Consider the following 13,834-nt stretch of genomic DNA (forward strand, 5'->3'; position numbering starts at 1 on the left):
TCAGGCTCCCAGCGTCGCGGCCGCGTCGTGGATCGCCGCCCGGATGCGGGCGTAGGTCGCACAGCGGCACAGGTTGCCGTTCATCGCGGCGTCGATGTCCGCGTCGGTCGGCTTCGGGTTCTGTTCGAGCAGCGCGGTGGCCGACATGATCTGGCCGGACTGGCAGTAGCCGCACTGCGGCACCTGCAGCTTGACCCAGGCGGCCTGCACGGCCTGCGCGGGCTTGCTCTGCAGTCCTTCGATCGTCGTGATGTGCTTGCCCGCGATGCCGGCGAGCGGCAGCACGCACGAGCGGACGGCCTGGCCTTCGAGATGCACGGTGCACGCGCCGCACTGCGCCATGCCGCAGCCGAACTTCGTGCCGGTCAGTCCCGCGTGTTCGCGAATCGCCCAGAGGACGGGCATCGACGGATCGGCGTCGAGCGTGACGTTCTTGCCGTTCAGGACAAAGGAGGTAGGCATTTTGATTGTCTCCGTGGGGAAAACCCGGCATGCGCCCGGTTAGCGGGCAGTGTGCGCGAGGCACCGGCTTTTGCGTCTACCCAATCCTGCAAATTTATTGAACAATCCTGCAAATCCCCGGCAGGCTCCGGGCGGTTTCGCTATGCTCCCGCGACATGAGGAAATCTATCGAGGAAGTGTCATGGACATGACCGATATCGTGACGTCGCGCGAATCCGGGCGGCGCGAGCTGGCGACGCTGATCGGCCGTTTCGCGCCGGCGGACGGCTCGCATTCGACGGCCGTGCCGGGCCTGATGCTGCACCGGCACTCGCGTCCGGTCGATCTCGGCTGCGGCGTGTCGCGGGCCGCGCTCGTGATCGCCGCGCAGGGCGCGAAGCGCGTGATCGTCGCCGGCCAGGCCTACGAGTACGACACGCAGAATTGCCTGATTACATCGATCGACTTGCCGATCCTGTCGCGCGTGACGCACGCGTCGCCGGAAGCGCCCTACCTGTGCCTGTCGCTGACGCTCGATCCGCAGCGCATCGTCGAGCTCGCGGCCGAGATGCGGCTGCCCGAACCCGACGCGGGCCCCGAAGGCGAGGGGATCGCGCTCGCCGAGCTCACGCCGCCGCTGCTCGACGCCGCGCTGCGCCTGACGCGGCTGCTCGATACGCCGGCCGACATTCCGGTCGTCGCGCCGCTGATCGAAAAGGAACTGCTGTACCGGCTGATGACGAGCGGGCAGGGCACGCGGCTGCGGCACATGGCGATCGCGGGCAGCCAGACGCACCGGATCGCGCGCGCGATCGAATGGCTCCGCGATCACTTCGCGGAGCCGATGCGCGTCGAGTCGCTCGCGCAGGCAGTCAACATGAGCGTGTCGTCGCTGCACCACCATTTCAAGCACGTGACGACGCTGAGCCCGCTTCAGTACCAGAAGCAGCTGCGGCTGCACGAGGCGCGGCGGCTGTTGCTGCGGCAGGGCGGCGATGTCGGGTCGGTGGCGGCCGTCGTCGGCTACGAAAGCGCGTCGCAGTTCAGCCGCGAATACAGCCGGCTGTTCGGCGCGCCGCCGATGCGCGACGTCGTGCAGCTGCGGAAGAAGGAACTGCTCGGCTGACGGCCGGCAGCCGGCGCGCGGCCGGTCGCCGGTCATTTCATCGGGCGACCACCGTCGTCTGCAGGAACGTCGGCGCGATCCGCCAGTCCGGCACGTAATGCGCCGGCCACGCGCCCGGCGTATCGACCGCGTTGAAATACACGACCGCCTTCAGCAGCGGATAGCGCCACAGCGACCGCTGGAGTTCGTCGAGTGCCTCGCGCTTGCGCGAACCGGACCCGTCGACGCCGAGCTCCGTGATCATCACCGGCAGCCCGTAATCGGTCACCCGCTCGTATTTGGTCCGCAGGATGCTCGCGGCGGACGCATGGCCGCCGGCCGGCCAGATCGCGCAGCGCGGGCAGTCGAACACGGACAGGCCGACGGCGTCCACATAACCGCGGCCCGGAAAATAGTCGTCGAGGTTCCGGTTGCCGGCCGGCGACCACACGTAGCGGAGCTGGTCGGTCATCGTGCGGCACGTGGTCACGACGCGCCGGTACGCCTCCACGTAGGCCGGCGCATCGCCGATGGCCCACGGATAGCGCCCGGTGTCGGCCTCCATCTCGTGGCCCCAGCGCACGAACACGGGGCCCTTCAACGCGGCGAGCGCCGAGCAGGTGGCCGCGATCCGCGTGTCGTAGCGCCCGAGCGCGATATCCGCGAGCAGCGCGCCTGGGCGCGTGTCGCCCGCCTCCCAGGGCTCGACGGTCAGCATCAGCGAGCGGTTCCGTGCCTGCGCGTTCCGGTAGGCAGCGTCGATTTCCGCGCGGATGTCGGGCGCATTCCACGACACGAACACATGGTCGAACGCGAGATTCCGGTCGGCCGCGAGCGTGTTGTCGGGATCGTATGCGCCGAGTTCGGGCTGCTTCACCGGTTCGCCCGGCGCGGGCGCGACCACGGCCGGCAGGCCCGAGCGCCACATCATCGCCTGCCAGCCTTTCGGCGCGCGCAGCCCGATGCCCGCGAGCAGCATCGCGAGCGCGAACACGAACAGCGCGTTGCGCACGGGCAGGCGGCTGAAGAACATCTGCCGGAACGCCGACCATTCGAGCCCTTGCTCCCTGCCGTGATTCACCGCGACGACGGCCGCGATCACGAGATACAGGATGCTCGTCAGCGTCGAGAACAGATAGAAGCCCGCGGCATTGCGCGGGTTCTCGACCGTGACGACGGGCAGGCTGCAGAACAGCGAGATCAGCAGGTACGGCGCGACCACGCGCAGCGGCGCGTCCTGTTCGATCGTGCCGCCCTTCGGCGTGACCTTGAACGGAAATTCCTTGCCGCGCACGAAGTCGAACACCGCCGACGCGCAGCCGAGCACGACCCACGGCCAGCGCGCGAACACGAACGACAGCCCTTCCCACGACAGCAGCTTCGTATTCAGCGGGCGGCACGACTGGGTCGAATGCGTGGCCCACGTCACGACGCACAGGAGCAGCACGGCCAGCGGCAGCGCGTAGGTGAGGTACGTGAGGTAGTCGACGTGCGCCCACACGCGGCCGGTGAGCAGCGCGACGACCGGAATCACGACGCCGCCGGCCATCGCGAGCGCGCACAGCGGGTACCACAGCTGGCAGAACAGGAACTGCGCCTTCAGCTTCAGCGGCAGCCCCATGAAGTAATGGCGCGTGTAGCGCAGCATGATGATCATCACGCTCTTGGACCACTGGAACTCCTGCGTGGCGAGGTCGCCGAACGTGCGCGGCCCTTCGCCGTTCGCGATCGCGTTCAGCGCGTGCATGCCGCGCCAGCCCTTCGAATTGAAGATCATCGTGGTCGAGTGATCCTCGGCGAGCTCGGGCCCGAGCCCGCCGATCTCGCGCAGCGCACGGCAGCGCACCGCATAGTGCGAGCCGATGCACAGCGGCGCGAGGCCGCCCGCATAACCGGCCTGCATCGTGCCGTGCAGCGGCCCCTCCACGTTCACGCGCCCGCGCGCGCTCCAGCTCCCGGCCGCGTTGCTGTCGCAGATGCTCGGTGCCGACACGTAGCCCACTTTCGGATCGACGAACGGCCGCAGCATCTCCTCGAGATAGGTGCGGGTCGGCACGTGGTCGGCGTCGAGCTGCGACACGAAATCGTAGTTGTCGTAGCCGACCATGTCGTAGAAGTACGCGAGATTGCCTTCCTTGCATCTGGTGCGGCGCGGCCAGCTCGCGCGGTGGTACGCGGCGATGCCGCGCCGCGTCGACACGAATACGCCGTGCTCGCGGCACCAGTCGAGCGTCTCGGGCGACGGGTCTTCATCGGCGAGCCACGTATCGTGCGGGTAGGTCTGGTCGAGCATCGCGAGCAGCGTCGTGCGGACGATGTCGAACGGCTCCGACGGCGCCTTGGTGACGACCATCGCGACGCGCCAGTCGCGCGGCACCGGCAGCGCGGGGTTCGGCACGACCGCCGAGCGGATGATGAAGATGAAGTAGCCGGGAATGAAGGTGGTCCAGAACAGCACGAAGCAGTTGACGCCGAAGCGGAATGCGTCGACGTAGTGCTCGTCGCGCAGCCACCAGCGCCAGAAGATGCCCAGCGCGACGAACCAGCACAGCGCGAGGATGTGGAAGACGATTCTGGTCCCGCTGTCCATCAACGGGACGACGAGCGGGACGTCTGCCTGCTGCGATTCGGTGCGAACGGCTTCGGTGTCGGGTTCGGCGGTATCGGCGGTATCCGGCACGGAGCCGCCCGCAAGCGACGCAACCAGCTTCTTCATGGTGCTCTCCCGTCAAGGTCGGATCATCAGTCTTGAAGCAGGCCGCGTTGCGGCCGGGTGTCCTCGCTGGCGTGCTGTTGTTCCGGTTCCGGTTCCGGTGCCGGGGCCGCCGGCGTGCGCTCGCCGCACGAGCGGCCCACGCGTTCGTAGCGGCGAAAGCCGCTGTCGACGGCCAGCCGTTCGCTGAACAGGTTGCGCATGTCGAGCATCACGGGGTCGGCCATGTGATCCGCGAGGTCGGCGAGATCGAGTGCCTCGAACGCCTTCCATTCGGTCATCACGACGACGGCGTCCGCGCTGCGTACCGCGTCGATCGCGGAACCCTCCATGAATACCTGCGGCAGCAGCCGCGACGCTTCGTGCGGACGCGCCGGGTCGTACGCGCGGATATGCGCGCCCGCGCCGACGAGCAGCTGGATCACGTCGATGCTCGGGCTTTCGCGCACGTCGTCGGTCTGACCTTTGAACGTGAGGCCGAGCACCGCGATGCGCTTGTCCTTGATCGAGCCGCCGCACGCCTTCTCGATGCGGCGCAGGATCTGCTCCTTGCGCAGCGCGTTCGATTCGATCGCCGCGCTGACGATGCGCAGCGGTACCGCGTGTTCGGACGCCGTCGCCTTCAGCGCGCGCGTGTCCTTCGGAAAGCACGAGCCGCCCCAGCCGGGGCCGGCTTTCAGGAACGATGCGCCGATGCGGCGGTCGAGGCCCATTCCGTTCGCGACCAGTTCGACATCGGCGCCGACCGCTTCGCACAGGTCCGAGATCTCGTTGATGTAGCTGATCTTCACCGCGAGGAACGCATTCGCCGCGTATTTCACGAGTTCGGCCGTTTCGATCTCGGTCGCGAGCACGAGGTGGCCCGTCGCTTCGAGGGGCGCGTAGATGGCCTTCATGATCTCGATCGCGCGCGGATGCTCGGCGCCGAACACGACGCGGTCCGGATGCATGAAATCGTCGATCGCTGAGCCTTCGCGCAGGAATTCCGGATTCGATGCGATCGCCGCGTCGACGCCTGCCGGCGCGTGGCGTTCGACGATCTGCTTGACGACCCGGTTGGTGCCGACCGGCACCGTCGACTTCGTGACGACGACCGCGAAACCGGTCAGGTTCGACGCGATCTCGCGCGCGGCTGCCTCGACGTACTGCAGGTCTGCCTGGTCGGTGCCCGGCAGCGTCGGCGTGCCGACCGCGATGAATACCGCGTCGCGATCGCGCACGCTCGCCGCGAGGTCGCTGCTGAAGCGCAGCGTGCCGCGTTCGACGTTGCGTGCGACGAGTGCGTCGAGGCCCGGTTCGTAGATCGGGATGCGGCCTTCGTTCAGCGCGTCGATCTTGCCGCGATTGTTGTCGATGCAGACGACGTCATGCCCGAGATCCGCAAAGCACGCGCCGCTCACCAGCCCGACGTAACCGGTGCCAACGATGGCGATCCGCACATTCATGGTGATTCCCCTGGGTGGCGTTCAAGGAAACTTGCTCACTTGCCGGATTCGACTTGCAGTGCTTTCTGAAACCAGGCCGCGGCGTGTTCGACCATCGGTTCGATCGCGGTGAAACGCGGCCGCCAGCCGAGCACGAGCGCGGCTTTCGTGGCGTCGGCGTACAGCTCGGGCGGGTCGCCCGGGCGGCGCGCGGCCGTCACCGTCGGCACGCGGCGGCCCGTCACGGCTTCGACGGCGCGCAGCGCGTCGAGCACCGACGTCCCTTTGCCGGTGCCGAGATTCAATGCGACGCTGTGGCCGCCGCCGCACAGATAGGCGGTCGCCTGCAGGTGCGCGTCGGCGAGGTCGCTCACGTGCACGTAGTCGCGAATCGCCGAGCCGTCGGGCGTCGGGTAGTCGGTGCCCATCACCTGGAACGCGTCGCCCGTGCCGAGTGCCGCGCGGATCGCGAGCGGCAGCGCGTGCGTTTCCGGTTCGTGGCATTCGCCGATCATGCCGTCAGGGTCCGCGCCTGCCGCGTTGAAGTAGCGCAGCGCGACCCACCTGGTTCCGTACGCGCGCTCGAAATCGGCGGCCATCCGTTCCATCGCGTACTTGGTGAAGCCGTACGGATTGATAGGCCGCTGCGGCGTGCGTTCCGAGATCGGCAGCACGTCCGGAATGCCGTACGTCGCGCACGACGACGACATCACGATCCGTCCGACGCCGGCCGCGCGCATCGCGCTCAGCAGCGTGCAGGTGCCCGTGACGTTGACCGTGTAATAGCGCTCGGGCGCGAGCACCGATTCGCCGACGTAGGCGAGCGCGGCGAAATGGATCACGACGTCGGGCCGATGCGCGGCGAACGCCTTCGACAGCGCGTCGCGATCGAGAATGTCGGCCGCGACGAGCGGCCCCCACCGAACGGCGTCGCGATGGCCGGTCGACAGATTGTCGTAGGCGACCGGCTCGTGTCCCGCTGCCGCGAGCGCCTTGCAGGTATGGCTGCCGATATAGCCCGCTCCGCCTGTCACGAGCACCTTCATGCCGTGGCCCCGGTCATGCGCAGCACCGGCTCGAGCCACAGTTCCCGGCTGAAATAGTCGACAGTCCGGCGCAGCCCTTCGTCGAGATCGACGGCCGGCCGCCAGCCGAGCTCGGCCGCCGCGATCGAGATGTCGGGCCTGCGCTGGTGCGGATCGTCGATCGGCAGCGGCCGGAACAGGATCTCCGATTTCGAGCCCGTCATCGCGAGCACTTTCTCCGCGAGTTCGAGCATCGTGAATTCGCCGGGGTTGCCGATGTTGACCGGCGTGCCGATGTTGCGCTCGGCACTCATCAGGCAGAAGAAGCCGTCGACGAGATCGGTCGCGAAGCAGAACGAGCGTGTCTGCATGCCGTCGCCGTAGATTTCGAGCGGCGCGCCGTTGAGCGCGCCGACGATGAAGTTCGACACGACGCGGCCGTCGCGCGGCGACATCCGCGGGCCGTAGGTGTTGAAGATGCGCGCGACGCGCACGTCGATGCCGTGCATGCGGTAGTAGTCGTAGCACAGCGCCTCGGCCGCGCGCTTGCCTTCGTCGTAGCACGCGCGCGGGCCGATCGTGTTCACGTTGCCGCGATAGGTTTCCGTCTGCGGATGCACGGCCGGGTCGCCGTAAATCTCGCTGGTCGACGCCTGGAACACGCGCGCGCCCGTCTTGCGCGCGAGCGCGAGGCAGTGGTGCATGCCGAGCACGTTCGTCATCATCGTGTGGACGGGATCGATCTGGTAGGTGGGCGGCGATGCCGCGCACGCGAGATTCCAGATCTCGTTCACCTGCAGTTGCGGCAGGCCGAGCGAGACGTCGCCCTTCACGAACTCGAAGCGGCCGGACGCCTTCAGATCGGCGACGTTGAGCTTGCGTCCCGTCAGCAGGCTGTCGATGCACGTGACGGATGCGCCTTCCATGACCAGGCGCTCGCATACATAGCTGCCGAGAAAGCCGGCGCCGCCGGTGACGAGGACACGCTGCCCGGCGCGCGTCTCGAGCGTGACCCTGTCATTCATGGCTTTCACCTTCGTCGTTCAGCTCGGGGAACCACACGTCGATCAGTTCGACGGCGGCGCGCACGCGTTCCATCCCGCTGCACGGGTGTCGCTTCGGCAAGCGCCGGTTCGCATGTGCGGATGTCGACGAAGCGCCGCGACAGGCGCTCCGGTTTCGCTGACTACCCCGTTGATGCTTGAACGACGCGAGCGTCGATCGATCGGTGGTGATCTTCATCGCCTTTTCCCCGATACGCTGATTGACGAGCAGGCCGCCGTTCGTGATCTTGTGCCACGGCGTGCCGCTCGGTGAGAGTCGGATATCAGGCAATCGGCATGCCATGAACGATGTCGACACGATGCGCACGGGCGCGGCGGCGAGATTGCAGCGTGATATGCGCGCTTCTGTTTCATGCGTGAATCGTGGGGCCAGAAAAGCCCGCAGGCCGATTGCCGGATCGATGCGATTCGATACGACGAAACACGAGATAAATCAGGCTTTTGCGGGATTCGATTCGTCAAGAAGGTGTTGGGCGGGAATGTTTCATCAATGAGAAATGAGCGGATAAAGGATTGAAAACGTTTCTCGAGCGTGTGGCCAATCGGAAGATTCGGCAAATGAAAGGTGAAGGAATGAAAGTGAAAAATTTTGTGCGGCGTCCGGATGAGGTCGCATGTTTTCATTTGTTTTAATTATTACACCGGTGCGGGATTTGTCATTTTTACGGTTATTTCGACGCTTGAGCGGCGTGTGATCCTGTCGGTATTTTCACGAATGAATCATATTCGTTTCGGTGATCGGGAGAAATGCGTGTCGACGGCATGCACAAGGTTGCTGCGCCGGGCTCTCCGGGGCCGGTATCGGGCGAATCGATTCTCGTTTGTGATGGCACGCGAGGGGGCCATATGCGTGTCGCCCCACGGTTCGCAAGCGGAAATGCCGGCGCCGCCGGCCTTGCGCGGCCATGTGCTTCTCAAGTTTGAAACACTCGTTCATCTGACCATCAGACGCACGGCAGCGAGCCGGATTCGTCCGTCAAATCCGGCAGTTGCGTCGCGGCGCTCGACAAGCGCCGAGGGCGTCAAACCGCCATTGCGATACATTCCTGAAACAAAAAATGTCGTTCCTGGCGATGCGGGCTGCCGTGGCGGCCGCTTGCCGTACGCAATCTCCGGTGGAATAACGAGTGGCACGCTGCTTGCGGTACTGGACGCACCGGCGGGCGGTCGACACGAAGCAACGAACAGGTGGGGCGGCCAACTCGTCAATAAGCAGTCGGGGAAACGGCGATGAAGACCATAAGCTGTAGGTTGATCGGCGCGTACTTTGCGCATCAGTGGGGTAGTCGGAAAGGCCGGGGTGACGCTCGCGACGCTGTGCCAGCATCGCGGGTTGCGCTGTCCCGGTTTCTTGCCCGCCGCGCGCTTCGCGTGCTGGCGCGGTTGTCGCGCCGCACGGCAGTCGGGCGACAGCGACACTCACTTTCATTCGGTTCATCGGGATGGATCAGGCTGTTCGTGCCGGACAGCGTGATGCCGATTCGTCTTCGGCCGTGCAGGGCCGCTTCGATCGCGCCTGGCCCATGCCGGCGCCGGCCGGATTAGATCGAACGCCCGTCGGCCGGATTATCCGGAAGACCTTTCGTCGACAGCTTAGGGAGACGACATGCCACCTGGCTGCAATGCAGGCCCGTTGTCGCCTGAATAAAAGGTGTATTTTCAACGTCGCTGCATTTTGCGGTGGTTAATGTATTCGCGAATTTTCGATTCCGGAATGGAGTGCCGCGTGCCGGCACGCCGACCGGCGGGGTATCGAATATCGCGGGCCGGAAATGTGTCTGCATCTTTCCGGCTTGTCAGGCCGATTGTGTTTTTTTAATAAATCCAATGTTCATAAAAATAATAGAAAACACCTACCAAAAAAATTTGGATAACCAAAAAACACGAGACTAAGCTTCGTCTGGCCAAATTCGCAAAAAACAGAAATTGAAAAGGCAGCATGATTTCTTAATTTGATAGTGATCCTTAATTTCGAGGATTGCTCAAGTCAGGAAGGTTGATGGCGTGCGATCTTCCTGACTCACTCCGTCCACGCCGTTTTGGAGTCGACCATGAAGAAGCTTCTGATTGCAGCAGCAGTTCTGGCGGTTTCGGGTGCAGCGTTCGCAGGTAGCGGCACGGTGTCGAGCAGCAGCTCGTCGAGCGGCGGTTCGACGATGGCAGGCGTTGCCGGCTTCGGCCATTTCACCGCGACCGATTCCGGCTCTGCACTCGGTGCAGCCGGCGCACTTGCCGGTGGCCCGGGCAGCGGTTCGGTCTCGTACACGAACCACACGCAATCGTCGTCGGTTAGCGGTTTCGGCTTCGGTGGCGCACAGGCAGGTGGCACCAGCGGCGCGAATGCCGGCTCGATCGGCTGGACGGTTCACCACTATTAAGCCGCGACGCGTAGCGTTCGTCATTGGCTGGCGGTACGGATGCCGGGTTCCGCTCGATGGGGGTAGACCCGGCTCCGCCACCGCCGAACTTACTCACAGCAAGGAATTGCTATGAAAGCCAAAGTCATTTTCGCGACAGCGCTCACCGTCATATCGTCGGCTGCATTGGCAGCGGGTTCCTCCACGACCAACCAGACACAGTCCGTTGCGGCGGGTGTTTCCGGTTCGGTTTTGGTCGGCTCTGGCAGCTATACCAGCAATTCGACTTCGACGGCGGGCGCGAACGCGGGCAGTACGGTGACACCCGCTGGTTCCGCCGGCACGGCATCCGCCTTCCACAACACGACCTCGACGGCCAGCGGTTCGGGCACGAACGGGGGCGCGTTCGCGGCAGGCGGCGGTATCGGTGCCGCAGGCTCGTACGGTGGAAACAGCAAAACGAACGAGAACGCGAATGCGCTGTCGGGAGGGGTGAGTGCCACGATCGTGCTGGGCGCAAACCACTACACGGCCAGCAGCGCGAACGACCAGGGCAATGCCAACGCGGGTGCCGCTGGGCTGACCGGCAGTGCTGGGTCAGGCGCGATCACGGGTTCGAATCACTACAACTCGTCGACCGTGTGGAGTACCGGTTCGGCCGGCTCGCCGTCCGCATCGGGCGGAAGCAACGCCAGTTCAAGTGCGACCGGAAGCAGTCATTAGTCAGGTGTGGGGGGGACCAGTTTCCCAGCGACGCTGGTCTCTTTTGCCCACATTGTTGTCACGTAAGGAGTTGGCATGAAGCAGAAACTGATTGCCGCCGCTCTGATGCTCGCGTCTCTGACGGCGTATGGCGCTGACCGTATTGCCAACGACGTGCAATCGAATTTGCAGACGTCAAACAACCCTGACCAGACAACCAAACCGTCAGAACAACAAACGCTTTCTTCGGGCAGTGCCATCGGCGGACCAGACGCTCAGCAGTGGCAGGGCATGTCGGCCGGCTCGTGGTCCCAGCTGGGCAACGGCTGGAAGCAGTTCGGGGAAGCAGGCAAAGCTGAAGGGAATCAGGGGAATTAGTACGGTTGCCTGGGTGGGAGGTAAAACCTCGTCCGGAGAGTGAAATGAACAGCAACAGGATCAAGGTGGCATGCGCTGCGATGTTCGCGATGACCACGATCGGCGCCCAAGCGCAAACCGCCGATTCGACTTCGAGCGCGCAGTCGTCGACGTCGTCGACGGCAGTCAGCCAGGGCGGCGGCTCGAGCATGAACACGAACACCACGAGCTCGCGCGGCGGCAACGCCACCAGCTCCAGCGGGGTTCGCAGCAGCGGCAATTCGAGCGTGAACGTGAACGTGACGATGCCGTCCAGCACGAGCGGCGGCACGAACGTGACGCCGCAGTCGCTGCAGTCGTCCGGCGCGCCCGGCACCAACCCGTACAACACCCAGTCGTCGGAAAACGTCAATTATTCCGGCACGCAGACGATCAAGACGAACCCCGCGATCCAGGCGCCGGGCCTCACGACCACGCTGTCCGATACCTGCATGGGATCGGTGAGCGTCGGCGTGTCGTTTCCGGGGTTCGGCGCGACGGGCGGCACGACGCTGGTCGACCAGGCCTGCGTGCGGCGTCTCGATGCGCGTGAATTCCGTGCGATGGGCCTGACAGACGTGGCGCTCGCGCTGCTCTGCCAGAGCGACGCGAACCGGCGTGCGGTGGAAGCGACCGGGCATCTGTGCCCGGGCACGACGACGCCGCTCGCACGTTCGAACGTGGCGCCGAGCGTGGAAGCGACGGTCGCCGACGACGTGAAGTATCGCGATCCGATCGTGCGTGACCGCATGGGCTTGCCGCCGCTGGGCGCAGCCGCGCCGGCACCGGCGCAGGCCCGCCCGGTGGCGACGACCTCGGTGCAGGCGGCGCCCGTGTCGGTGCCGGTACCCGTGCCCGTGCCGTCGATCGCGCCGGTTGTCGCCGCGCCGGCCGTTGCCGCACCGGCTGTTGCTGCTGCCGCGCCGGCAACGGCGGCGCCGGCTGTTGCTGCCGCAGCCCCTGCCGTTGCCAAACCCGCCATTGCAGCCGCGGCACCGGCCGTCGCCGCAGCGCCTGCGGTGGCTGCCGCACCCGCTGTCGCCGCCGCGCCCGCAGCCTCGGTCGTACCGGCGGCCGCGATCGCCGCCGTGCCGGCTGCCGCCGTGCTCGCCGCGCCGGCCGTTGCGGACAAGGCATCGCCGGTACCTGCCGCGCCGGTCGCCGACACGAAGGCCCCCGAACCCGTGCAGCCCGTCGCCGACAAGGCACCGGAGCCCGCGCCGGCGGTCGCCGACAAGGCGCCGGAGCCCGCGCCGGCGGTCGCCGACAAGGCGCCGGAGCCCGCGCCGGCGGTTGCCGACAAGGCGCCCGAACCCGCACCGGTAATCGCCGACAAGGCCCCCGAGCCTGTGCAGCCCGTCGCCGACAAGGCACCGGAGCCGATGCCGGCCGCGACCGACAACGCAGCGCAGGCCGCTGCCGCGCCGGCTGCGGATACGACGCCGGCCGCTGCCGTCGTTGCGGCGCCCGCAGCCGAGGCCGCGATGCCCGCACCGGCAGCCGATGCGAAGGCCGCGGAACCAGCTCCGGTCGCCGCGGAAGCGCCCGCACCGGAACCCGCGCAGCCTGCCGCCGCCGCGGCCGCAGCGCCTGCCGACATGCCGGCAGCCGACGCGAAGGTGCCGGACCAGGCAGCCGCGCAGCCCGCCGAGATGCCGGCGTTGTCCGATCCGGCGCAAGGATTGCCGGCGGCTCCGGTCGACCAGCAGGCCGCCCCGGCTGTACCGGTCTTGCCGGCTCCGGCCGTCATCTCGACGAGCACGTCGTCGTAAGCACGCGGGTCTGGCTCCCGTGCGCCGGAATGGCGGCGCACGGGAGCCGTCCGGACCCGATGCCCGGCGGTCGTTTCCTGTTTGACGGGTGTTGGTCCCATCCCCGAGGTCAACACCTCTTTTTGCCTGACGAGGATGCAAGGAGGCCTCAATCATGAGGATCTTTTTGGTCGCTCTGTTGTTGTACAGCGCACAAGCCGCAGCACAGGCGGTATTTCAGAACCCGGCGGTCTTCGTGATCCTGGGCGAGCAGACCGCGGCAAACGCCGCGAGCGTCGCGCAGGCGCTGACGACGCTCGGTCGCGCCGACAACACGGCGTGCGCGCCGATGATGATGATCGGCGATCCGCAGATGATCTACATGATGCCGGAGGAGGGTCACGCGCCGTCGTGGCAATCGCCGGTGTACGGCCGTGGCGCGCCGTTCGAGGCGCAGAGGGGGCCGACGCCGACCGGCAAGACGGTCGGCGCGATGCAGCATGCCGAGGACATGCAGACGCAGCCATGGAGCGACGGCAGCGCGATCACGCAGAAGATCGCAGGCGATGCGAGCGTGACGGCGGCGGACCAGGTGAGCGGCTGGCAGCGCAACGGGCTCAGCTCGATCGAGACGGCCCGGGCGACGGAAGTGACGGTGAACGGCAAGACCTACCGGGCCTATCGTGACGACCTCAACGGTGCCGCGAAGCCGGTCGTCGAGCCGCAGATCTACACGCAGCGCGTCGTTTTCTGCCGATAACGAACGTCAATCCGAGAACGGCCCGGCGCCGCGTCGCGGGACCACGGTGCCCCGCTCCACGCGATCCGGCAACGGCCGTTTCGACAACCAACCCAA

At 66.2% G+C, this 13,834-nt stretch carries 12 protein-coding genes; 6 read left to right on the plus strand and 6 right to left on the minus strand.

Going from position 1 to position 13,834, the window contains the following annotated elements; all coding sequences use genetic code 11:
• Positions 1–462 carry a (2Fe-2S)-binding protein gene (locus tag APZ15_RS28680; RefSeq protein WP_021162969.1) on the minus strand — a complete coding sequence of 154 codons (462 nt, stop codon included), beginning with the start codon at positions 460–462 and terminating at the stop codon, positions 1–3.
• A gap of 181 nt (positions 463–643) precedes the next feature.
• Here APZ15_RS28680 and APZ15_RS28685 point away from each other — a divergent pair, with 181 nt between their 5' ends.
• Positions 644–1,567, plus strand: a complete 924-nt coding sequence (locus APZ15_RS28685; protein WP_027789521.1) for an AraC family transcriptional regulator — start codon at positions 644–646, stop codon at positions 1,565–1,567.
• Positions 1,568–1,604: 37 nt separating this feature from the next.
• Here APZ15_RS28685 and APZ15_RS28690 read toward each other — a convergent pair whose 3' ends face one another.
• Genes APZ15_RS28690 through APZ15_RS28710 form a run of 5 tightly spaced genes read right to left on the minus strand, consistent with a single transcriptional unit; the run spans position 1,605 to position 8,079 of the window.
• Complete coding sequence (locus APZ15_RS28690; RefSeq protein ID WP_027789520.1) at positions 1,605–4,262, minus strand: glycosyltransferase; 2,658 nt, start codon at positions 4,260–4,262, stop codon at positions 1,605–1,607.
• 26 nt (positions 4,263–4,288) lie between these two features.
• The gene (locus tag APZ15_RS28695; RefSeq protein WP_027789519.1) at positions 4,289–5,704 is read right to left on the minus strand and encodes a UDP-glucose dehydrogenase family protein; all 1,416 of its coding nucleotides are present in this window, start codon (positions 5,702–5,704) and stop codon (positions 4,289–4,291) included.
• A gap of 35 nt (positions 5,705–5,739) precedes the next feature.
• Positions 5,740–6,729, minus strand: coding sequence for a UDP-glucose 4-epimerase GalE (gene galE / locus APZ15_RS28700; protein ID WP_027789518.1), 990 nt, complete (start codon positions 6,727–6,729; stop codon positions 5,740–5,742).
• A complete protein-coding gene (locus tag APZ15_RS28705) occupies positions 6,726–7,733 on the minus strand; it encodes a UDP-glucuronic acid decarboxylase family protein (protein ID WP_027789517.1) in 1,008 nt (335 codons plus the stop codon). The genes galE and APZ15_RS28705 overlap by 4 nt, the downstream gene beginning before the upstream one ends.
• Positions 7,726–8,079 carry a hypothetical protein gene (locus APZ15_RS28710; protein ID WP_027789516.1) on the minus strand — a complete coding sequence of 118 codons (354 nt, stop codon included), beginning with the start codon at positions 8,077–8,079 and terminating at the stop codon, positions 7,726–7,728. Before APZ15_RS28710 ends, APZ15_RS28705 begins: the two co-directional genes overlap by 8 nt.
• A gap of 1,744 nt (positions 8,080–9,823) precedes the next feature.
• Between APZ15_RS28710 and APZ15_RS28715 the strand changes: the two genes are divergently transcribed.
• The 5 genes from APZ15_RS28715 to APZ15_RS28735 all read left to right on the plus strand — a co-directional run bounded on the left by APZ15_RS28715 (position 9,824) and on the right by APZ15_RS28735 (position 13,738).
• Positions 9,824–10,150 carry a hypothetical protein gene (locus APZ15_RS28715; protein WP_027789515.1) on the plus strand — a complete coding sequence of 109 codons (327 nt, stop codon included), beginning with the start codon at positions 9,824–9,826 and terminating at the stop codon, positions 10,148–10,150.
• Positions 10,151–10,261: 111 nt separating this feature from the next.
• Entirely contained in the window at positions 10,262–10,852 is a 591-nt protein-coding gene (locus APZ15_RS39990) for a hypothetical protein (RefSeq protein ID WP_034195965.1), read from the plus strand.
• Between the two features lie 75 nt (positions 10,853–10,927).
• A complete protein-coding gene (locus tag APZ15_RS28725) occupies positions 10,928–11,209 on the plus strand; it encodes a hypothetical protein (RefSeq protein ID WP_011354481.1) in 282 nt (93 codons plus the stop codon).
• Between the two features lie 44 nt (positions 11,210–11,253).
• Positions 11,254–12,999: a hypothetical protein gene (locus APZ15_RS28730; protein WP_027789513.1), complete on the plus strand. Its 1,746-nt coding sequence runs from the start codon at positions 11,254–11,256 to the stop codon at positions 12,997–12,999.
• 154 nt (positions 13,000–13,153) lie between these two features.
• Positions 13,154–13,738: a hypothetical protein gene (locus APZ15_RS28735; RefSeq protein WP_027789512.1), complete on the plus strand. Its 585-nt coding sequence runs from the start codon at positions 13,154–13,156 to the stop codon at positions 13,736–13,738.
• Positions 13,739–13,834: the final 96 nt, after the last annotated feature.

Source organism: Burkholderia cepacia ATCC 25416 (assembly GCF_001411495.1).
Lineage (GTDB): Bacteria > Pseudomonadota > Gammaproteobacteria > Burkholderiales > Burkholderiaceae > Burkholderia > Burkholderia cepacia.

Excerpts from the sequence above, each read along its gene's own strand:
- APZ15_RS28715 (WP_027789515.1), top strand. The coding sequence starts at position 9,824 with ATGAAGAAGCTTCTGATTGCAGCAGCAGTTCTGGCGGTTTCGGGTGCA.
- APZ15_RS28695 (WP_027789519.1), bottom strand. The coding sequence starts at position 5,704 with ATGAATGTGCGGATCGCCATCGTTGGCACCGGTTACGTCGGGCTGGTG.
- APZ15_RS28730 (WP_027789513.1), top strand. The coding sequence starts at position 11,254 with ATGAACAGCAACAGGATCAAGGTGGCATGCGCTGCGATGTTCGCGATG.
- APZ15_RS28725 (WP_011354481.1), top strand. The coding sequence starts at position 10,928 with ATGAAGCAGAAACTGATTGCCGCCGCTCTGATGCTCGCGTCTCTGACG.
- APZ15_RS28690 (WP_027789520.1), bottom strand. The coding sequence starts at position 4,262 with ATGAAGAAGCTGGTTGCGTCGCTTGCGGGCGGCTCCGTGCCGGATACC.
- APZ15_RS28680 (WP_021162969.1), bottom strand. The coding sequence starts at position 462 with ATGCCTACCTCCTTTGTCCTGAACGGCAAGAACGTCACGCTCGACGCC.
- APZ15_RS28705 (WP_027789517.1), bottom strand. The coding sequence starts at position 7,733 with ATGAATGACAGGGTCACGCTCGAGACGCGCGCCGGGCAGCGTGTCCTC.
- APZ15_RS39990 (WP_034195965.1), top strand. The coding sequence starts at position 10,262 with ATGAAAGCCAAAGTCATTTTCGCGACAGCGCTCACCGTCATATCGTCG.
- APZ15_RS28685 (WP_027789521.1), top strand. The coding sequence starts at position 644 with ATGGACATGACCGATATCGTGACGTCGCGCGAATCCGGGCGGCGCGAG.
- APZ15_RS28735 (WP_027789512.1), top strand. The coding sequence starts at position 13,154 with ATGAGGATCTTTTTGGTCGCTCTGTTGTTGTACAGCGCACAAGCCGCA.
- galE (WP_027789518.1), bottom strand. The coding sequence starts at position 6,729 with ATGAAGGTGCTCGTGACAGGCGGAGCGGGCTATATCGGCAGCCATACC.